A 20,727-nucleotide genomic window follows, 5' to 3' on the forward strand; every position below is an offset into this window, starting at 1 on the left:
AAAAGCGACCAGTAAAGCGTAGCGAGCGATCGTCCGGCGGCGATGGGCGCCAAGGCAACACCGGGTGACACAAACCGTGCACACCGATTGCGCGCAGCGGCCGCGTCCGCCTGACGGCTACGCCGCCGCGTTGCTGATCACCGCGCGCGCTTTACTGCTTCATCGCATAGATGGCAGGAATACCGCGCAGCTGTTCGTTGACGTCCATGCCGAAGCCGAACACATAGCGGTCGGCCACTTCGACGCCCACGTAATCGGCGGTGACGCCCGGCACGCAGCGGTCGTGACGCTTGACGGTCAACACTGCCACGCGCACGTCTGTGGCGCCCTGCTCCAGGCACCACTGGCGCACGCCCTGCAGCGTGTAGCCCTCATCGAGGATGTCGTCGACCAGGATCACCCGGCGGCCGAACAGCGCGGTAGCCGGGCGGTGCTTCCAGACCAGCTCGCCGCCAACGGTTTCGCCACGGTAGCGGGTGGCATGCAGGTAATCGAACTGCAGATCCTGCCCACGTGCGCCCAACTCCAGCGCCAATTGGCCGGAGAACGGCAGCGCGCCGTGCATGATGGTGAGATACACCGGCACTTCGCCGGCGTAGTCGCGCGCGATGGCATCGGCAATGGTGCCGACGGCGGCATCGATGGCCGGGCGGTCGACCAGCAGATCGGCTTGGGCCAGGGCCTGGGAAATAGTGAGCGTGGACATCAGGCAATTGATCCGAAAGGGGCGGAAGGAGTGTTGAAAGAGGCATCGGTGCCGGCAAGCAGGCCGTCCCAGCCGAGCGCGCCGCGACCGATCAAGCCGATCAGCGCTGCGGTATTGAGGCTGCGGCCTTGCACGGCCTGCAGCGATTCGTCGACCAGTTCCGGATGGCAGACCAGCACCACGTCGCAGCCGGCATCCAGGTGCGCATGCACCCGGCCCGCCACGCCGCCAGCGCTGAACGAAGCGGCCATGCCGATGTCGTCGGAAAACACCACGCCGCGGAAGCCCATCTGGCCGCGCAGGATCTGCTCGATCCAGCGCTGCGAATAACCAGCCGGTTCCGGCGCGACCTGCGGGTAGACCACGTGCGCCATCATCACTGCGTCGGCACCGGCCTCGATGCCGGCCCCGAATGGCAGCAGATCGTCGGCCTGCAATTGCTCCAGCGAACGCGGGTCGCTGGCGTGATCCACATGGGTGTCTTCGAGCACCGTGCCGTGGCCGGGGAAATGCTTCAGCGTGGCGGCCATGCCGGCGCCGTGCAGCGCCTGCACATAGGCGCGGGTGAAGGTGGCCACGATCTGCGGGTCGTCGCTGAAGGCGCGATCGCCGATCGCGCGGTTGCCGCGGCCCAGGTCCACAACCGGCGCAAAGCTCAGGTCCACGCCGCTGGCGCGCACTTCAGTGGCCATCAGCTGCGCGTGCGCGCGCGCTGCGGCGAGCGCGCCTTGCGGATCCTGCAGATACTGCGTACCGAAGCTTTGCAACGGCGCCAGCGCGCTGAAGCCGTCACGAAACCGCTGCACGCGCCCGCCTTCCTGATCCACGCACAGCAACACCGGGCGCGGCGCGGCAGCGCGGATGGATGCCGACAGCTCGGCCACCTGGGTGCGCGAGGCGAAGTTGCGCTTGAACAGCACCACGCCGGCAACGGCATCGTGCTGCAGCCAGTCGCGTTCCTGTGCGCTGAGTTCGGTACCGGCAACGCCGATCAGAAGCATGTTGGGGGACTCCCGGGCCAGGCGCCACGAGGGCGCAGCGCGGCATTGTCGCAGATGCGCGTTGCAGCGTCAGATCGCGCATTCAGGCCGGGGCTGACGTCCACTGACCGAAGCACCTTGCGGCCAGGCGTTGCGGCGCCCGCGCACCGATACCGCCAAGCCACGTGATCGCCTTGGAGCTCGGGTCCCTGCGCTGGCAGCGCCGGTGCCGTCATTCGCACCGCAAACGCAACAGCCTGCTTCCCCGGGCAGACACCACGGCTGTACTGCCCGGCTCGCCACCGGCGTACGGCATGCGGCGGTCTGCAGCGGAGACGCATGCGGCAGGTTCAAGACCGCGCTGGCCGTCCAGCAGACGACTTCGGTCTTCGCCGCCTCAAAGACGGTCCAGATTCGCCCGCCAATGTGCGGCCTGGATCCGGATGCCCTCCAGCACCTCGGGCGCCATGTCATCGAGCTGCCGATACGGCATCGCCAGGCGTTCGTTCGTGCCCAGCAGCGGGCGCTGCCGTGCAAGGAAATCCCAGTACAGCGCGTTGTACGGGCAGGCCCGCGCACCGATGCGCGCCTTGCGCTGATAGCGGCAGCCGCTGCAGTAATCGCTCATGCGATCGATGTAGGCCGCACCGCTGATATACGGCTTGCTGCCGAGCAGGCCACCGTCGGCAAACTGACTCATGCCCACCGTGTTGGGCAACTCCACCCACTCGAACGCATCGATGTAGACACCCAGATACCAGCGATGCAGCGCCTGCGGGTCCAGCCCCGCCAGCAGCGCAAAATTGCCGATCACCATCAGCCGCTGGATGTGGTGAGCATGCGCATTGGCCAGCGAGTTACCGACGGCGTCGGCCAGGCACCGCATGCCGATCTGCCCGTCCCAGAACCACTGCGGCAGCGGCGCATGCTGATCGAGCTGATTGGACTGCGCATAGCCGGGCATCTGCGACCAGTACACGCCGCGCACGTATTCGCGCCAGCCCAGGATCTGCCGGATAAAACCTTCCACCGAGGCCAGCGGCGCGTGTCCTTGCCGCCACGCCGTTTCGGCACGCGCAATCACTTCGGCCGGGTGCAGCATCTTGACGTTGAGCGCGAACGACAGCAGCGAATGGAATAGCCGCGGGCTGCGCGTGCTCATCGCATCTTCGTAGCGGCCGAAATCCGGCAACGCAGTGGCGATGAAGGCATCCAGATGCTGCAAGGCTTCATCGCGGTCTAGCGGCCATGGCAGCGCCTGCGCATTTGGCATACCGAAACTGCGCACGCCGGCAGCTTCGATGCGTTGCCACAACGCGCCATGGTCGTGCGCGGCACGCCACTCCTGCGGCGCTGGCGGATCGCCGGGCCACGGTGCGCGATTGTCGTGATCGAAATTCCAGCGCCCGCCTTCCGGCTGACCGGAGGCATCGAGCAGGATGCGATGGCGCGTGCGCATCCGTCGATAAAAGACCTCCATGCGCCACTGACTTCCGGCGCGGAAACACGCCGCCACCTCATCGCGTTCGGTCAGGAAATGCTCGCTATCGAACATGTGCGTGGCAAACGCGCAGCCCGCGCTCCACTGGCGCAGCGCCTCATCCAGGCGCCATTCGTCCGGCGCCTGATACTGCAGATGCTCGGCGCGGTAATGCGCCATCAAGGCCTCAAGATTGGCCGGAATGGATTGCCGATTACTGGGGGCATCGATCGCGACATAGCGCACGCGGTGCCCGTGCTGCCGCAAGCGCGCGGCAAACGCGCGCATTGCCGCAAAGATCGCCAGGATCTTCTGCGCGTGATGCAGCACGTAATCGGTTTCCTCGCGCACCTCCATCAGCACGTAGACCACGCCGGGGTCGTGCGTCGCAAACCAGCTGTGCTGCAGGTTGAGCTGATCGCCCAGGATCAGGCGCAGCGTGTGTGCAGGCGTTTGCGAGGCGCTGGTGATCGTATCGGAGTCACGCATTGGTGCTGAGCTCACGCATGCAGACAGGGCGCGCTTGCATCAGTCACGCGCTCGGGCAGGCATTCGGCAGCGCTGCGCACGACATCTGTGCATCTGCGCGTTCTGCAACGCAAAAACCGCTCTGCCATTGCGCGACATTAAGGCTCAAACACCACGACTGCACCACAGGCTTATGCATCCGCATGGTGCGTGACACCGTCGGCACACACCCGCTGCGCCAAGGCGGTTCCGCTTTGCCACGCGCCCTCGACCTTGCCGCCCGCCAGCCAATCGCCGCACAGGCCAAGGCCATGCGGCGCATCCCAGACACAGCCGATCTGCAACGGCGGATCGGTGCTGGCCACCTCCCATCGATAGGCGTCGCAGGCCTGCGGCGGCGGCAGGCCGAGCGCGGCCAATTCAGGCAGCAGCATGGCGATGACGTCCTCGGGCATGGCATCGAAGTGCAGCTGGCTCCAGTCGGCGGTGGCATGCAGCAGCCAGGTCTCGGCGCCGTGCCGTGCCGGTTTGCTGGCGTCACGCGCCACCCAGCGCACTGGTCCTGCATTGACGAACAACGCGTCATAGCCAGGATCGATGCGCGCATCGAACCGCAACACCACCGCCCAGGCGGGTTGCATGCTTGCATCGCGCGCGATGTTTGAAAGTGCAGGCGCGTTCTCTGCCAACAGCGCGGCCGCATCCGGCGCAGCAAGCGCGAGCAACACCGTATCGACCACATGCAGCGCGGGCGCGCCGTGCACGCTCAACGCCCAGCCCTGACCACTGCGTTGCAAGCTGCGGACAGACGCCTGCAACCGGACATCCAGTCCTGCCGCCAGCGCACACGCGGGAGCGGCCATCTCCGGTATGCCCACAAAACGCGTCAGCGCGGTGTGCGAAGCGCGCAGTGCACGTCCATCCCAGCTTGCGATGCGCGCAGGCCAACGCGCCGCGACGCCGGCGGCGACCCAGCTGTTCACCACTGCGGCAAAATCCGGATCGCGTGCGGTGAAATACTGCGCGCCCACATCGCACTGCCAGCCGGCGCCCATGCGAGCACGCATTCGCCCACCCACCGCATCGCTCTGCTCGTACACCGTCACTACCGCGCCGGCCGCCTGCAGCGTTTTGGCACACGCGAGCCCGGCAAGGCCGGCGCCGATCACCGCAACCGTTCGCGGGCGGTGTGGCTGCATCGCCCGGTCAGTCGCCGGCACGGGCATGACGCAGGCGATCTGTCACACCGCACATCCATCGGGCCCGCACGCATCGGCGCCGCCAATCGGCACCGATTCGGCCGCCAATTGCAGCAGCGCCTGCGCAAACGTCTCCGGCGGCTGCGCGCCCTGGATCAGGCTACGCCCGTCGATCACGAAGCTGGGCACTGCACGGATGCCCAGCGCGCTGGCCTGTGCCAACTGTGCCTGTACCTCCACAATGCCTTCGTCGGAGTCGAGCATCGCCTGCACGCGCGAGGCAGCAAGCCCGCCGGCCTCACCCGCACGCAGCAGCGTGTCGGTGGCAGCCACGTTCTGGCCTTGCGCAAAATGCGCATGAAACAAGGCTTCCATCACCGCACCGACATCGCCCTCGTGCGTGGCCAGCCAGAGCAAGCGATGCGCCCGCAACGTGCTGACCTGTACCTGGCCACGCCCGAAGTCGAATGGCAAGCCTTCCGCGCGTGCGGTGTCCTGGGTCTGCGCAAGCATCTGATCCACGCGCGCGGCACCGCCGAACTTGCGCGCCAACGCATCGCGCAATGGCACCGGCTCGGCACCGGCATCCGGGTCGAGCTCAAACGCGTGGTAATGGATGTCCAATGCCGGCAGCTGCGTCCCAAGCGCAGCGACCGCCTGTTCAAAACGGCGCTTGCCGATCCAGCACCAGGGGCAGACCACGTCGGACCAGATGTCGATGCGCATGAGCGGGGATTCGTCGGTGGGGATTTAGGATTCGCAAAGCATAAGCCCAATACCGAGACAGGGATTGGGGAATCGTGATTGGTGATGCGCAAGGCATCGCCCAGGGCCGACGCATCAGCCTTGCTTTCACGAATCCCGAATGCCCAATTCCGACTCCCGGCTCTCCACCCATTGCGAGAACGGATGCGAAGCCAGTGCCAGGTTGTAATAGCGCACGTCGTCGGTGACTTCCGCACCGATCCATTGCGGCTTGGCGAACGCCTCGTCAGCACTGCCAAGCTCGATCTCGGCCACCACCAACCCTGCGTTATCGCCAAGGAATTCATCCACTTCCCACACATGCCCCTGGTGCTCGACCAGATGCCGACGCTTGTGGATCAAGCCGCCCACGCACAACGCCAGCAGCGCGCGCGCATCGGCGAGGGGGACCGGGTACTCGAATTCCTGGCGGGTATGCCCGACCTCGCGCGACTTCAGATTGAGAAACGCACTCTCGCCCTGGATGCGCACGCGCACCGACGCGTTCTGCGCGCCACTGCGCAACGACGCCTGATCGTTGATGTATCCCTGCGCCATCGGGATCACCGCATGCGCAGCGCTACGCCAGCCGTCGCCGGTGACAAGAAACTTGCGTTCGATTTCTAGGGGCATGGGAATCGGGAATCGGGAATCGGGAATCGCAACAGCATACGGCGAACCGCCTTCACCATTCCCGATTCCCTATTCACCATTCATCGCCGTTCAAACACCGCAATGCTTTCCACATGCGCGGTGTGCGGGAACATATCCATCGCACCGGCCGACACCAGCGTAAAGCGCTGCTCGTTGACCAGATAGCCGGCGTCGCGCGCCAGCGAGCCCGGGTGGCAGCTGACATACACGATGCGCTCGAATTTCTTCAGCGGTAGTTGCTGCAGCACTTCCAATGCGCCCGAACGCGGCGGGTCCAGCAGCAGCTTGTCGAAGCCCTGACGCATCCAGGGCGTATTGCGCTGATCCTGGGTCAGATCGGCCGCATAAAACTGCGCGTTGTCCAGGCCATTGCGTTGCGCGTTTTCCTTGGCGCGCGCCACCAAGCCGGCATCGCCTTCCACGCCGACCACCTCACGCACCGTTCTTGCCAGCGGCAGGGTGAAATTGCCCAGACCGCAAAACAGATCCAGCACGCGGTCATCGGGTTTGGCATCGAGCAGCGTCAGCGCGTGCGCAATCATCTTCTGGTTGAGCGAGGCATTGACCTGGATGAAGTCCAGCGGACGGAACGCAAGCTCGACGTCCCATTGCGGCAGGCGGAACGACAGCGGCACGTCCTGTGGCCATAACGGATGCACGCTGTCCACGCCGCCGGGCTGCAAGAAGATCGCAAACCCGTGGGTCTGCGCAAATTCCACCCAGGCCTGCCGATCGCGCTCGCTGAGCGGCTGCATGTGGCGGATGGTCAACGCCACCGCATCGTCGCCGGCGATGAACTCGATCTGCGGGATGTCGCGCTTGCCATCCATGTTTTCGATCAGAGCCGCCAGCAGCGGGATCTTTTCGCCGATTTCCGGGATCACCGTGTAGCAGACCGACAGGTCGGCCACGAAGCGCGGGTCGAGTTCGCGGAAACCGACCAGGGTCTTGTCCTTCTTCTCCACCCGCCGCACCGAGAAGCGACCTTTACGCCGGTAGCCCCAGGTGTCGCCGACCAGCGCCGGCAGCACCGTCTGCGGGCTGACGTGGCCGATGCGCTCCAGGTTGTCCATCAGCACGCGCTGCTTGGCCACGATCTGCTGCGACTCCTCCAGATGCTGCAACACGCACCCGGCGCACACGCCGAAATGCGGGCAGCGCGGGGTGACCCGCTGCGGCGAGGCCTCCAGCACGTCCACCGTCTTGGCTTCATCAAAATGGCGGCTGCGCGCGGTGGGCTCGGCACGCACCAGTTCACCGGGCAAGGCGCCACTGATGAAGGTGACCTTGCCGCCCTCGCCGTCGCGGCGCGCCACCCCGCGGCCGTCATGGCTCAGGTCGGTGATGGCGGTCTGGAAGGGGGTACGGTCGAAACGGTTTCGGGTTCTGGCCACGTGGCGACAAGCTGCGGGCAAAAAGGGTGCGTATTGTCGCAGATGCGATCGACCGAGGCCGCCTTGCGTGGCGTGGCAATTGTCGTGCCCCGCAAACACAGGCAAACTTCGCCTGCGCGCGGCAGCTCAGGACGCGGCATCGCTGACAAGGAGGCAGCAATGAATATGGCGACACGTCAGGAACCCCATCCACGACTCTTGTTGGTGGAAGACGACCCGATCAGCCGCGGCTTTCTGCAGGCTGCCCTGGAAAGCCTTCCGGCCCAGGTGGATTGCGCAGATTCGTTGTCGTCGGCGCTGGACCGCGCGCGCGAACGTCGCCACGACCTGTGGCTGATCGACGTCAACCTCCCCGATGGCACCGGCAGCGGCCTGCTGCGCGCGTTACGTCTGCTGCACCCGGACGTGCCTGCGCTGGCGCATACCGCCGATGGCGACATGGCGATGCAGCGTGGTCTGCAGTCCGATGGCTTTCTGGAAATGCTGGTCAAGCCGCTGACCACCGAACGCCTGCTGCAGGCGGTGCGTCGCGGTCTGGCGCGTGGCCGCTACAGCGTGGCGCCGGTCGGTGTGGTCGACATCGCCGCCAGCGATTGGGACGAGGCGGCAGCGCTGAGCGCGCTCAACGGCCAGCAGCATCACCTCAACGCACTGCGCGAACTGTTCCTGGCAGAGCTGCCGGGCACACGCGACGCGGTCACCTCGGCACTGAACATCAGCGATGAGCAGGCGCTGCGCAATCATCTGCATCGGTTGCAGGCCAGTTGCGGTTTCGTCGGCGCCGCCCGGCTAGCCGGCGCGGTCCGCCTGCTGCGTGGCGACCCGCAATCGCACACCGCACAGACCCAGTTTCATGCGGCGGTGGCGGCGTTATTGCACTGAACTGAGGGTGTCATCGTCGGCGGCGGCGCCGGTGGGATCAGGCGCTGGCTGGGTGTCGACAGGATCGGATACGCGATTCGTCAAATGACACGCGGCACTGCACTTGGTCGCGTCGTGCAGATCAACGCCGCCGCGCCAGATCCTCCAGCATTTCCCAGGATTTCAGTCCGCGTCCGTTCAGATGATGCAACAGCACGCTACGCATGCTGCGGCGCAAGCCGGGCATGTCATCGGTAGCCGGCATAGTGTCCTCCCCCAGCGCCAGCAACGCCGCGCCGGTGACAGTCTCACGCCGATCCTGCGCCAGACGCTCGCTCAGTACCCGCATGGCACCTTCCTGCGGATCGAGTCGATAACGCGCCGCCGGGTCGATCGGCTGCCCGTCGCTGTCGTGCTGCAGATCGAAGGCAAACCCCAGCCCCTCCAGCACATCACGCTCGAACTGGCGCAACCCCCACGCCAGCGACAACTCCGAAGCCAGATGCGCACGTGCCTGCGCGTAGCACGCATAAAGCTCGGGGACCGCATCATTGCGTGGGGCCAGACGCAGCAACAGCTCGCTGATATAGAAGCCGGCGAGCATGCGTTCGCCGACCAATCGCGGCGCGGTATCCAGCGCTTCGGCCTGGCGCAGTTGCGCAAGTTCTCCGCGCTGCACGGCCGTGAACTGAATCAGTTGCAGCGGCTGCAGCGCCGCCCGCAGCGCCTGCTTGCGCGGGCCTTGTACGCCACGCGCCAGCAACCCCACCCGGCCATGCTGCTCGGTCAGCACTTCCACCAGCAAGCTGGTCTCGCGCCAGGCGCGCACATGCAGGACGAAGCCGTGTTCGTGCTCGATCAGCATCTCAGGCTAGCGCTCACCAGCACACTTCCAGCCCAGGCCATGCGGTCATCATGCGTTCGGTAGTGCAGGTCCCAGTGCCCCTTGCGGCATTTTCCGTACGTTCCTGAGGACGACAGACAGGGCACATATAACGCTGCAATCGGCTACGAGGCGCTGCCTGCGGCAATACACCGCCTCAATTCATCTCTGGCCTTGTGGCCGTCGTGCCACTCGATCTCGAATACCTGCTTATTGTCGATGAGTAATCTGTAACGCGCCTTGTCGTCTATCCCGTCAAGCATTGCCTCCGCGCTGGGGACCGCGAAGGCGATCGTGACCAAGTCAGTACCTGGAGTGAGATAGTGAAAGGCGCGTACGGTCGCCGGCTTTCCATCGCCATCATCCAAGGTCACCTTGATCAAGCCGTCTTTCTTGGGCCGCGGCAATCCGGGGCCGGTGAACGCAATCAGCGCACGGCGATAGTCGCCTGCAGGGCCGGCCAGGGTCACAATGCCTTGCAGATTACCGTAGGCCGCAACGCAGTTATCGCCAGGCTTCGCGTCGGCACTAGGGTCGAAGTGTTGCCAGAAGCCCTTGCTGAAACGCTGATAATTTGGATCACTCGCAAGCTTGGCTTTCTCGCTCAGGAGCATCTGCGCCATGCCCAGGGCGGCGGTCGCGCGCGCCTTGAGCGGGTCGTATTCTGGCTGCGCCGCACCAGTGGACGCAGCACCATCACGGACACACAGCGGTGTAGGTGCAAGGCCGGGACCACCGGGCGCCGTCCCTACCATGCGCTCACCTGGTCCGGGTGTATTGGAACATGGGAAGGTCTGCGCACTCACTGCAAATGGCAGCAACCCCAGCACCAGCGCGCTAGCCACCATCCTGCCGACACCACAAGACCTTAGACCACTAAAGTTCGCTTTCTTGAGCCACATCGTGCACCTCCCTGTTGATTCCAAGATTAGTCGCCGTACCCAAATGCCTTGAGCGCGCTCTCGTCATCCGACCAGCCTTCGCGCACGCGCACCCAGGTTTCCAGGAACACTTTTGCACCGAACAACCGTTCCATCTGCAGACGCGCCTTGCCGCCGATTTCCTTCAGACGGGTGCCGCCCTTGCCGATCACGATCGCCTTCTGGCCTTCGCGCTCGACCCAGATCACCGCACCGATCCGCAGCAGCGCGCCGTCTTCGGCAAAGCGCTCGATTTCCACGGTGGTGGCATACGGCAGTTCTTCGCCCAATTGACGCATCAGCTGCTCGCGCACCAGCTCGCCTGCCAGAAAGCGCTGGCTGCGGTCGGTGATTTCGTCTTCGCCGTACATCGCCTCGGCTTCGGGCACCAGCTTGAGCAGATCGCTCACCAACGCTTCCAGCCCCTTGCGCTTAAGCGCGGACACCGGGTGCACGGCAGCAAACGTACGGCCCTCGCTGACCTGCGCTAGAAACGGGAACAACGCAGTCTTGTCCTTGAGCCGGTCGACCTTGTTGACGACTAGCACCACCGGCACCCCCGCGTCGCTGAGCACGCGAAACGCCAGGGTGTCTTCTTCGTCCCAACGGCCCGCCTCGATCACCAGCACCGCGGCGTCCACGCCTTCGAGCGAACCGCGCGCGGCGCGATTCATCACCCGGTTCATCGCGCGCTTTTGCTCGCGGTGCAGCCCGGGCGTATCGACCAGCGCCAGCTGCCCTTCCGGGAAGGTAGCGATACCCAGCAGCCGATGCCGCGTGGTCTGCGGCCGATTGGACACGATGCTGACCTTGGCGCCCACCAGGGCATTGGTCAGAGTGGATTTGCCGACATTCGGCCGGCCGATGATGGCAACGCTGCCGCTACGGTGGGGAGTGGTTTCGCTCACGTGTTTACATCCAGTTGTGCGATGACGGTAGCCGCCGCCTGTTGCTCGGCAAGACGGCGCGACGTGCCCTGGCCCTCGGCGCGGGCGATGGGCTGCTCCAGAATGCAGGCGACGTGGAACTGCTTGGCATGTTCGTCGCCGCTCTCGCTGATCAGAGCGTAATTGGGCAGCGGCAGCTGCCGTGCCTGCAGCCATTCCTGCAGCCGCGTCTTGGGATCTTTTTCGGCCTTGCCGACCGGTAACGCCGCAAGCGATGACTCGAACCACGGAAGCACCACCGCGCGACAGCGCTCGAATCCGCAGTCCAGATAGATGGCCGCAACGATCGCCTCGACCGCATCGGCCAGGATCGAATCGCGCCGATGACCACCGGACTTGAGTTCGCCCGGGCCCAGGGTCAACCGCTCGCCCAGATTGAGCGTGCGTCCAATCACCGCCAGTGCGCCTTCGCGCACCAGCTCGGCGCGCGCGCGCGTCAGCGCGCCTTCGTCGGCCTTGGGCCAGCGCTGATACAACGCCTCGGCGATCAGCAGATTGACGATGCCGTCACCGAGAAACTCCAGCCGCTCGTTATGCGGCGTCCCGGCGCTGCGATGCCGCAGCGCCTGGGCGAGCAGACCCGGATCGGCGAATGCATGACCGATCGGATCGCCACGTTGAAAGGTTCTATTCGACACCGCGTTTCGTCATGTCCTGCGAGGTATCGAACTTGCCGACAATATCCAGATTGCCGATCAGCTCGCGACGCACTTCGTAGTTGACCTTCATCCGCCAGCCGCCTTCAACACGCTCGAACTTGACGTCTTCTTTTTTGACGTTCTCCGAGTAATTGATGTACAGCCGACGAAAGAACAGATCCTGCAGCTTTGACGGATCCATGTCGGCACTGCCGGGCTCATTGGCCAGGCCCTTCATTGCGGTGCGGACGGAGTAATACTCCTGATACATCGGAAACAGCTTCATCCCGATGTACAGGCCAAATCCGACCACCGCCAGCACCACCACGAACGACGTCAACGTCATACCGCTTTGCTTGCGCTTCATTGTGCTATCCCCGGCACGCCGTGCGTGCATTTACTGGATTCCAGTCCCGATCCGCGACGGATCGAAACTCCCCTTACAGAACCACCCTTCGCAATTGAGCCAGATCAGAAACGCCTTGCCGCGCAGATTGGCTTCCGGCAAGAAATGCGTTTGGGTCCAGAACCGACTGTCTTCACTATTGTCGCGATTGTCCCCCATCACGAAATAGCTGTCTGCCGGCACCGTCCAGTCGCCCTGGCCGGCCGGCATGTTGCGGTCCACCCACTCCAGCACGGTATGCGTACGGCCCGGTAGGTCCTCGACCAGCAAGGTGGTGCCGGTCATCTCGGCGCCCTTGCCCTTGCCGATGTACTCGCCTTTGACCGTATAGCGCATCGGCTTGTCGTTGATATACAGCGTGTCGCCGTGGAAGCCGATCTTGTCGCCCGGCAGGCCGACCACGCGCTTGATCCAGTTCTGATCCGGCGCATGCGGCGGCTTGAACACCACCACATCGCCGCGCTTGGGCTCGCTGGTCGGAATGAATTTGGTATTGGTGATCGGCAGGCGGAAACCGTAGGCGAACTTGTTGACCAGGATGAAATCGCCGATCAGCAGGTTGGGCATCATCGAACTGGATGGAATCTTGTACGGCTCGGCCACGAAGCTGCGCAGGATCAGTACCACCGCCAGCACCGGGAAGAACGCGCGCGAGTAATCGATGATCGCCGGCTCACTGTCCAGCAGCCCGGCACGCGCGGCACGGCGCTTGGCCAGGAACAGCTTGTCCAGCAGCCAGATAAAGCCGGTGCCCAGCGTCAGCACAACCAGGATGATTTCAAACCATTTCATTGATGTTCCTTTCGGAAAGGGAATCGAGAATCGAGAATGGGGAATTGGAACAGCGGGAGCACGTGCGCCCTTACGATTCCCGATTCCCGATTTACCATTCCCTGCTACTTATCCATCTGCAGCACGGCCAGGAAGGCCTCCTGCGGAATCTCCACGCGGCCAACCTGCTTCATGCGCTTCTTGCCTTCTTTCTGCTTTTCCAGCAGCTTTTTCTTGCGCGAAACGTCGCCACCATAGCACTTGGCCAACACGTTCTTGCGCATCGCCTTGACCGTGGAACGCGAGATGATCTGCGAGCCGACGGCGGCCTGAATTGCGACGTCGAACATCTGCCGCGGAATCAGTTCCTTCATCTTTTCGCACAGCTCGCGGCCGCGCCGATCGGCATGGCTGCGGTGCACGATCAGCGACAACGCATCGACCTTGTCGCCGTTGATCAGCACGTCCACTCGCACGAACGGGCCGGCATCGAAACGCACGAAGTGATAATCCAGCGAGGCATAGCCACGGCTCACCGACTTGAGCTTGTCGAAAAAGTCCAGCACCACTTCGGCCATCGGCAGCTCATAGCTGATCTGCACCTGGCTGCCCAGATAATTGATGCTGATCTGGGTGCCGCGCTTTTCTTCGCACAACTTGATGATGTTGCCGATGTATTCCTCGGGCGTCAGCACGTTGGCGCGAATGATCGGCTCGCGAATCTCCTCCACCAGGTTCAACTGCGGCAGCTTGGCCGGGTTGTCCATGTTGATGATGGAGCCGTCGGTCTTGAGGACTTCGTACACCACTGTCGGCGCGGTGCTGATCAGGTCCAGGTTGTACTCGCGCTCCAGACGCTCCTGCACGATTTCCATGTGCAGCATGCCCAGGAAGCCGCAACGGAAACCAAAGCCCATCGCTTCGGAGCTTTCCGGCTCGAAACGCAGCGCGGCATCGTTCAGACGCAGCTTGTCCAAAGCCTCGCGCAGATCCGGATAGTCCTCGGCATCCACCGGAAACAGGCCGGCGAACACGCGCGGCTGCATTTCCTGAAAACCCGGCAACGCGTACGGCGCGGGATCGGCAGCCAGGGTCAAGGTGTCGCCGACCGGCGCGCCATGCACGTCCTTGATCGAAGCATTGATCCAGCCCACCTCGCCAGCACCCAGCGAAGGCAGATCCTTGCGCTTGGGGGTGAACACGCCGACCTTGTCGACCAGGTGCGTGCGCCCGGTCGACATCACCAGAATCTTGCTGCCCGGCTTGATCTGGCCCTGCATCACGCGCACCAGCGACACCACGCCCAGGTAATTGTCGAACCAGGAATCGATGATCAGCGCCTGCAGCTTGTCGGTATCGCGCGGCTTGGGCGGCGGGATGCGATGCACGATCGCTTCCAGCACCAGGTCGATGTTGAGACCGGTCTTGGCACTGACCGCCACCGCGTCTTCGGCATCGATGCCGATCACCGCCTCGATCTCGGCCTTGGCACGGGCGATGTCGGCAGTCGGCAGGTCGATCTTGTTGAGCACCGGCACCACTTCCAGCCCCTGCTCCACCGCGGTGTAGCAGTTGGCTACCGACTGAGCTTCCACGCCCTGGGCGGCATCGACCACCAGCAGCGCGCCTTCGCAGGCGGCCAGCGAGCGACTGACTTCATAGGAGAAATCGACATGCCCGGGGGTGTCGATGAAGTTCAGCTGATAGACCTGCCCGTCCTTGGCCGTATACGGCAAGGACACCGACTGTGCCTTGATCGTGATGCCGCGTTCGCGTTCGATCGGGTTGGAGTCGAGAACCTGGGCCTCCATCTCGCGCGCCTGAAGGCCGCCGCACAGCTGGATGATCCGGTCGGCCAGGGTGGATTTCCCGTGATCGACGTGGGCAATGATGGAGAAGTTGCGGATGTACCGCATTGAATCAGAGGACATTGAGGTGGGCGCCGGCGGGGCCGTCGTCAGGGTAACGCAGCATTATCGCACGGCCGGCCCCATTGGGGCCGGGGGAATTGGGAATCGGGAGTAGGGAATCGTGAAAGCCAAGGCAGGCCGCGCTCTTACGATTCCCGATTCCCGATTCCCGGCCTCGATCACCCGCCGGCCTTCAGCGCCACATAGCTGGTGGCCTTGCCGTCGGTGACCAGCAGCATGACCACGTCGCCCTTCTTGTAGCTGGACAGCGCGCGGTTGAGTTCGGCGACGCTGCCGACTTTGGTCCGGCCGACGCGGGCGATGAGCAGGCCCGGCGACAGCGGCGGTTGGGTGCTACGCGCTGCTGCGCCGGTGACTGCGGCAATCCGCACGCCCTCGCCCGCCTCCAGGCCCAGCCGACTGCGCTCGGCGGCGGTCAGGTCGGCTACCTGCAGGCCGAGCAAGGCCACACTGGCCGGAGCCTCCGGCTTGGCGTCAGCCGCTGCGGTGCGCGGCGCGGTGTCCTCGCTGCCATCCTGCAAGGGCGCCAGCACGACCGACACCTGACGCGGCTTGCCATCGCGCAGAATGTCCAGGTTGACCTTGGCGCCCGGCGGCATCAGGCCAATCATCGGCGGCAGATCGCTGGCCACCTCGATCGGCTTGCCATTGACCGCACGGATCACATCGCCCACCTCGACACCGGCCTTTGCGGCCGGGCTGCCAGCGGGAATGTCGTTGACCAGCGCGCCGCGGCTATCCGGCAGGCCCAGCCCTTGCGCCTTGAGCGTATCAATCGCTCCCACCGCTACGCCCAGCATGCCGCGGCTGACCCGGCCGGTGGCCTTGATCTGCTCGGCCGCACTGAAGGCCAAGTCGATCGGGATCGCAAAACTAATCCCCATGTAACCGCCCGACGCGGAGAAGATCTGCGAATTGATGCCGACCACTTCGCCGCGGGTGTTGAGCAGCGGGCCACCGGAGTTGCCCTGGTTGATCGCCACGTCGGTCTGGATGAAGGGCACATAGCGTTGGTCGGCGTACGGATTGCTGCGGCCGGTGGCGCTGACGATGCCGGCGGTGACCGAGTGATCCAGCCCGAACGGCGAGCCGATCGCCACCACCCACTGGCCCGGCTTGAGCGTATTGGAATCGCCCAGACGCACGGTCGGCAGCCCCTTGGCCTCGATCTTCAGCAGCGCCACGTCGAACTGTTCGTCGCTGCCCACCACCTTGGCCTTGAACTCGCGGCGGTCGGTGAGCTTGACGGTGACTTCGCTGGCGCCATCGACCACGTGGTGATTGGTCAGCACATAGCCGTCGGCGGAAATGATGAAGCCCGAGCCCATCGACTTGCCGGCAATGCCGCCATCGTCATCGCCACCACCCTGGCCCGGCCCCTGCCGCGGGCCGCCCGGCATCTGAAAATCCGGGCCGAAGAAGCGCTTGAAGAACTCCGGCATCTGCTCGTCGTCCGGCATCCCACCCTGACCGGGCATCCCACCTTGCCCACCGCGCCCGCCACGCGCCGAACGCGCCATCGCATCCTTGCGGGTGATGGTGGTTTCGATATTGACCACACCCGGGCCGACCTGTTCGACCAGATTGGTGAAGTCCGGCAGGCCGGCGACCAACTGCGGCGCCGGGGTGGTGCTGCGGTTGGCGGCAATCGGCGCACTGGCCTTGGCGGCCGGCGCTGGCGCGGTTTGCTGAGCACAGGCTGCCAGCGGCAACGTCATGGCGATCAGGCCAAACATCTGGGTACGCATGCGGTGATTCATCGAGTTGCCTCCGATGGCAGGGCGACAGGGGCCGTAACCCGCGAGATGACACGGGCCCGGGAAGTTAACGGGAGGGAGCGCGCCGACTGGATGAAGATCGGCGGCCGGATCAGTTCTGCGGGACCTGCACCGGCAGCGGCCGGCTCTGCGCAGGGTTGCCGGTCGCCTGGGGCGCAGGCTCGAACGGATAGAACGCCGGACCCTGGCGGCTCTGGCTGAAACTGGCATTGAGCGGGCTATCGCCGGCGCCGGACAACGCCGCGCGTGGCCACGGGCGCGCCTGCAGTGTCGTGTCCGGATGGGTAAATGGATTGGAAGTTGCTGCCGGACTCACCGCTGCCGCAGGAGCCGGGGTAGCCGACGCCACCATCCGGGCAGGCACCTGTTGCTGCCGTGCCGCTGCACTGCGCGCTACCTGCTGATTGCGGGTAGCGGCACCGCGGCGCGTGGACGCCAGCGCAGCGGCCGGCACCGCCGCGACAAGCGCGCCGCCATCGCCGGGGTTGGCCGGGGCGGGCATTACCGGTGCTTTCGGTGCAACCGGTGGCGAGGCCGCGGGCGGCAGCTGCGCCGCAGTCGCATACACCGGCACAGCGGAGGCTGGCTGTGCCGTGTCCGGCAAGCGCTCGCGCGCCATGAACAAGGCGATTGCGGCAACCGACGCAGCAATCGCTGCACCGCCACCCCAACGCCAGCGTGCGGCCGAGCGCGGTGCCGGCTGCGCCTGCGGCGCTGGCTCATCGGCAATGGCACTGCGCACACGCGCAGCAAAATCCAGTGGCGCCGGCGCGCTGGCCGCACCGCGCAGCACATCGCCGCACAGCTGCCAACGCTCGTGGCAGCCGGCCAGCTCCTCATCGTGCGCCAGACGGCGCAGCAAGAAGCGCGACTCGTCGGCGTTCAACTCTCCGTCAACCAGCGCAGACAACTGCTGCCGGTAGTGACGTTCGAATTTGTCGGTGGTGGACATGGCAGGGTTATCGCTCATACACGGTGTCGCTCACGGGTAGCGCTTTCGGTCTCCAGCAGAGGCCGTAGCTCGATGTCGATGGCCTCGCGCGCCCGGAAGATGCGCGAGCGCACCGTTCCGATCGGGCAATCCATCTTTCGCGCGATGTCCTCGTAACTCAGCCCCTCCACCTCGCGCAGGGTGATGGCCGACCGAAGTTCTTCCGGCAGTGCTTGGACCGCACGCATCACCGTTTGTTCCAGCTCCTGTCGCATCAATTCGCGCTCCGGGGTGTCGTTGTCGCGCAACCGGGTCGCTCCATCGAACTGCTCGGCATCGCTAATCTCGATGTCGTCGGTGGGCGGGCGGCGGTTGTGCGCAACCAGATGGTTCTTGGCAGTGTTGACGGCAATGCGGTGCAGCCATGTGTAGAACTGGGAGTCGCCGCGGAAACTGTTGATCGCGCGGTATGCGCGCACAAACGTATCCTGGGCCACGTCCTGACATTCGCTCCAGTCGGCGATGTAGCGCCCGATCAATGCAACGATCCGGTGCTGGTATTTGCGCACCAGCACGTCGAACGCTGCGCTCTCGCCGCGCTGCACACGCCGGACCAGTTCCAGGTCCAGCTCCTGAGGTGTATCGACTTCGGCCATGTTGGGCCGCACTCCTGTCAGCCCACCGAAGTCGGGCAATGAGACCGCCGTTGAAGAGGAAAGTTCATACCGATCGGTTCGATCGTCACGTAGCAGGGTAGCGGCTCCACTGCGCCGCTGGCGACGCCTCCCGCGAAGCGCATGCCGTCCTGTCGACTGGTATGGGTATTTGACGTGATGGAAACAACCTCTGGATGATAACGGCCTTTCCTTATATCGCCGGACGGCCAGACGCATGCTTCCAGGTTTCGACGGGCTCCGATTCAGCCATTGGCAGGCCGACCTGCGCGAGGACGGCGTGGTCGTCCTCAGCCTTGATCGACAAGGCGCACCGGTCAACGCGTTTTCGCAGGAGGTGCTGCTCGAACTAGGCGCGCTGGTCGAGCGGCTGGCACTGGACCCGCCCAAGGGCGTGGTGCTGCGCTCGGCCAAGGCCAACGGCTTCATTGCCGGCGCCGACCTGAAGGAGTTCCAGGACTTCGACCGCAAGGGCACGGTCAACGATGCGATCCATCGCGGCCAACAGGTGTTCCAGAAACTGGCCGAACTGCCCTGCCCTACGGTGGCGGCGATCCACGGCTTCTGCATGGGCGGCGGCACCGAAATCGCGCTGGCATGCCGGTATCGGGTGGCATCGGACGATGCCAGCACACGCATCGGCCTGCCGGAAACCAAGCTAGGCATCTTCCCCGGATGGGGCGGCAGCGCCCGCTTGCCGCGTCTGATCGGCGCACCGGCGGCGATGGATCTGATGCTGACCGGGCGCACCGTCTCGGCCAAGGCTGCGCGGGCGATGGGGCTGATCGACAAGGTCGCCGCGCCTGCCGTGCTGGTGGATGCCGCCGCCGCATTGGCCTTGAACGGCACCACGCGCCCTTTCAAGCAACGCGCGACCGCCTGGGCCACCAACACGTTGCTGGCACGCAAGCTGCTCGCGCCGCAGATGCGCAAGCAGGTCGCACGCAAGGCGCGCAAGGAGCATTACCCGGCGCCGTATGCCTTGATCAACGTGTGGGAGCGCGCGGGCGGCAGCGGCATCCAGGCGCGGCTTGCGGCCGAGCGCAAGGCGGTGGTCAAGCTCGCCAGCACGCCGACCGCGCGCAACCTGATCCGCATCTTCTTTCTGACCGAGCGTTTGAAGGCGCTGGGCGGCAAGGATGCAGGCGCGGCCGCGTTGCCGCCTATTCGCCATGTGCATGTGATCGGTGCCGGCGTGATGGGCGGCGATATCGCCGCGTGGGCCGCCTACAAGGGCTTCGAGGTCACCCTGCAGGACCGCGAGCAGCGCTTTATCGATACGGCACTGACGCGCGGCGGCGAGCTGTTTACCAAGCGGGTGAAGGATGAGGCCAAGCGGCCGGCGGTGGCAGCGCGCCTGCGTGGCGATTTGGCTGGCGCAGGCGTGGCGCAGGCGGATCTGGTGATCGAGGCGATCATCGAAAATCCGCAGGCCAAGCGCGACCTGTATCAGTCCATCGAGCCGCAACTCAAGCCCGATGCAGTGCTGACCACCAATACTTCGTCGATTCCGCTGACCGAGCTGCGTGGTCACATCCAGCGCCCCGCGCAATTTGCCGGCCTGCACTATTTCAACCCGGTGGCGATGATGCCGCTGGTGGAAATCGTGCAGCACGATGGCCTGGATCCGGCCAACGTGGCGCGCCTGGCGGCGTTCTGCAAGGCACTGGACAAGTTCCCGGTGCCGGTGGCGGGCACGCCCGGATTCCTGGTCAATCGCGTGCTGTTCCCGTATCTGCTCGAAGCGGCCACCGCTTATGCCGAGGGCATTCCGGGACCGGTGCTGGACAAGACTGCGGTGAAGTTCGGCATGCCGATGGGGCCGATCGAGTTGATCGACACGGTGGGGCTGGACGTCGCTGCCGGCGTTGGCGCCGAGCTGGCGCCGTTCCTGCACCTGCCGATTCCTGCCGCGCTTGCCACGGTGGACGCCGGCAAGCGCGGCAAGAAGGACGGCCAGGGCCTGTACAAATGGGAGAACGGCCGCGCGGTCAAACCCGAAGTGGCCAGCGGCTATGCCGTGCCCGCAGATCTGGAAGACCGCCTGATCCTGCCGCTGCTCAACGAAGCGGTCGCCTGCCTGCACGACGGCGTGGTGGCCGATGCGGACCTGCTCGATGCCGGCGTCATCTTCGGTACCGGCTTCGCCCCGTTCCGCGGCGGCCCGATCCAGCACATCCGCAGCGTCGGTGCGGATGCCTTGCTCGAACGTCTGCAGGCACTGCACGCCCGTTATGGCGAACGCTTCGCCCCGCGCCCGGGCTGGGATTCGCCGGTGTTGCGGGAGGCGGTGGCCTAAGCACCGCTACGGTACGACGACAACGCCACCGCAAGGTGGCGTTTTTCTTTGCCTAGCAGCTGC

Annotated in this window: 19 protein-coding genes; 2 read left to right on the top strand and 17 right to left on the bottom strand. The window is 64.9% G+C overall.

Features of this window, described 5'->3' with window-relative positions; all coding sequences use genetic code 11:
* Positions 1 to 151 precede the first annotated feature (151 nt).
* The 7 genes from ABQZ00_RS13205 to rlmD form a co-directional block, all read right to left on the bottom strand.
* Positions 152 to 706 carry a hypoxanthine-guanine phosphoribosyltransferase gene (locus tag ABQZ00_RS13205; RefSeq protein ID WP_055845328.1) on the bottom strand — a complete coding sequence of 185 codons (555 nt, stop codon included), beginning with the start codon at positions 704 to 706 and terminating at the stop codon, positions 152 to 154.
* The gene (nagZ, locus tag ABQZ00_RS13210; protein ID WP_323538124.1) at positions 706 to 1,707 is read right to left on the bottom strand and encodes a beta-N-acetylhexosaminidase; all 1,002 of its coding nucleotides are present in this window, start codon (positions 1,705 to 1,707) and stop codon (positions 706 to 708) included. Before nagZ ends, ABQZ00_RS13205 begins: the two co-directional genes overlap by 1 nt.
* Positions 1,708 to 2,083: 376 nt before the next feature.
* Complete coding sequence (locus ABQZ00_RS13215; RefSeq protein ID WP_323538123.1) at positions 2,084 to 3,655, bottom strand: cryptochrome/photolyase family protein; 1,572 nt, start codon at positions 3,653 to 3,655, stop codon at positions 2,084 to 2,086.
* 170 nt (positions 3,656 to 3,825) lie between these two features.
* Positions 3,826 to 4,860: an NAD(P)/FAD-dependent oxidoreductase gene (locus ABQZ00_RS13220; RefSeq protein WP_503064280.1), complete on the bottom strand. Its 1,035-nt coding sequence runs from the start codon at positions 4,858 to 4,860 to the stop codon at positions 3,826 to 3,828.
* A gap of 15 nt (positions 4,861 to 4,875) precedes the next feature.
* Positions 4,876 to 5,559, bottom strand: coding sequence for a DsbA family oxidoreductase (locus ABQZ00_RS13225; protein WP_323538121.1), 684 nt, complete (start codon positions 5,557 to 5,559; stop codon positions 4,876 to 4,878).
* Positions 5,560 to 5,685: 126 nt separating this feature from the next.
* A complete protein-coding gene (locus ABQZ00_RS13230; protein WP_323538120.1) occupies positions 5,686 to 6,210 on the bottom strand; it encodes a CYTH domain-containing protein in 525 nt (174 codons plus the stop codon).
* 80 nt (positions 6,211 to 6,290) lie between these two features.
* Positions 6,291 to 7,625: a 23S rRNA (uracil(1939)-C(5))-methyltransferase RlmD gene (rlmD, locus tag ABQZ00_RS13235; protein WP_323538119.1), complete on the bottom strand. Its 1,335-nt coding sequence runs from the start codon at positions 7,623 to 7,625 to the stop codon at positions 6,291 to 6,293.
* A gap of 159 nt (positions 7,626 to 7,784) precedes the next feature.
* Between rlmD and ABQZ00_RS13240 the strand changes: the two genes are divergently transcribed.
* Positions 7,785 to 8,507, top strand: coding sequence for a response regulator (locus ABQZ00_RS13240; protein ID WP_115512204.1), 723 nt, complete (start codon positions 7,785 to 7,787; stop codon positions 8,505 to 8,507).
* Between the two features lie 121 nt (positions 8,508 to 8,628).
* On the opposite strand, the gene recO is transcribed toward ABQZ00_RS13240, so the two are convergent.
* The 10 genes from recO to rpoE form a co-directional block, all read right to left on the bottom strand.
* Positions 8,629 to 9,351, bottom strand: coding sequence for a DNA repair protein RecO (recO, locus tag ABQZ00_RS13245; RefSeq protein ID WP_323514188.1), 723 nt, complete (start codon positions 9,349 to 9,351; stop codon positions 8,629 to 8,631).
* A 143-nt stretch (positions 9,352 to 9,494) separates the two neighbouring features.
* On the bottom strand, positions 9,495 to 10,271 hold the full coding sequence (locus ABQZ00_RS13250; RefSeq protein WP_323538118.1) for a hypothetical protein: 777 nt from the start codon (positions 10,269 to 10,271) through the stop codon (positions 9,495 to 9,497).
* A 26-nt stretch (positions 10,272 to 10,297) separates the two neighbouring features.
* Positions 10,298 to 11,197, bottom strand: a complete 900-nt coding sequence (gene era, locus ABQZ00_RS13255) for a GTPase Era (protein ID WP_115512206.1) — start codon at positions 11,195 to 11,197, stop codon at positions 10,298 to 10,300.
* Positions 11,194 to 11,874, bottom strand: coding sequence for a ribonuclease III (gene rnc, locus ABQZ00_RS13260; protein ID WP_055845353.1), 681 nt, complete (start codon positions 11,872 to 11,874; stop codon positions 11,194 to 11,196). Before rnc ends, era begins: the two co-directional genes overlap by 4 nt.
* Positions 11,864 to 12,271, bottom strand: coding sequence for a DUF4845 domain-containing protein (locus tag ABQZ00_RS13265; protein WP_115512207.1), 408 nt, complete (start codon positions 12,269 to 12,271; stop codon positions 11,864 to 11,866). Before ABQZ00_RS13265 ends, rnc begins: the two co-directional genes overlap by 11 nt.
* Positions 12,272 to 13,072, bottom strand: coding sequence for a signal peptidase I (gene lepB / locus ABQZ00_RS13270; RefSeq protein WP_055845359.1), 801 nt, complete (start codon positions 13,070 to 13,072; stop codon positions 12,272 to 12,274).
* A 104-nt stretch (positions 13,073 to 13,176) separates the two neighbouring features.
* The gene (lepA, locus tag ABQZ00_RS13275) at positions 13,177 to 14,967 is read right to left on the bottom strand and encodes a translation elongation factor 4 (RefSeq protein WP_055845361.1); all 1,791 of its coding nucleotides are present in this window, start codon (positions 14,965 to 14,967) and stop codon (positions 13,177 to 13,179) included.
* Positions 14,968 to 15,140: 173 nt separating this feature from the next.
* Positions 15,141 to 16,742 (bottom strand): DegQ family serine endoprotease, encoded by a 1,602-nt coding sequence (locus ABQZ00_RS13280; RefSeq protein ID WP_323538117.1) that lies wholly within the window; start codon positions 16,740 to 16,742, stop codon positions 15,141 to 15,143.
* A gap of 109 nt (positions 16,743 to 16,851) precedes the next feature.
* On the bottom strand, positions 16,852 to 17,730 hold the full coding sequence (locus ABQZ00_RS13285; protein WP_323538116.1) for a sigma-E factor negative regulatory protein: 879 nt from the start codon (positions 17,728 to 17,730) through the stop codon (positions 16,852 to 16,854).
* Positions 17,727 to 18,347 carry an RNA polymerase sigma factor RpoE gene (gene rpoE, locus ABQZ00_RS13290; protein WP_005991949.1) on the bottom strand — a complete coding sequence of 207 codons (621 nt, stop codon included), beginning with the start codon at positions 18,345 to 18,347 and terminating at the stop codon, positions 17,727 to 17,729. The genes ABQZ00_RS13285 and rpoE overlap by 4 nt, the downstream gene beginning before the upstream one ends.
* A gap of 235 nt (positions 18,348 to 18,582) precedes the next feature.
* Between rpoE and ABQZ00_RS13295 the strand changes: the two genes are divergently transcribed.
* A complete protein-coding gene (locus tag ABQZ00_RS13295; protein ID WP_323538115.1) occupies positions 18,583 to 20,664 on the top strand; it encodes a 3-hydroxyacyl-CoA dehydrogenase NAD-binding domain-containing protein in 2,082 nt (693 codons plus the stop codon).
* The last annotated feature ends 63 nt before the right edge of the window (positions 20,665 to 20,727 follow it).

It is taken from the genome of Xanthomonas sp. WHRI 10204 (assembly GCF_040202875.1).
In the GTDB taxonomy this organism is placed as follows: Bacteria; Pseudomonadota; Gammaproteobacteria; order Xanthomonadales; family Xanthomonadaceae; genus Xanthomonas.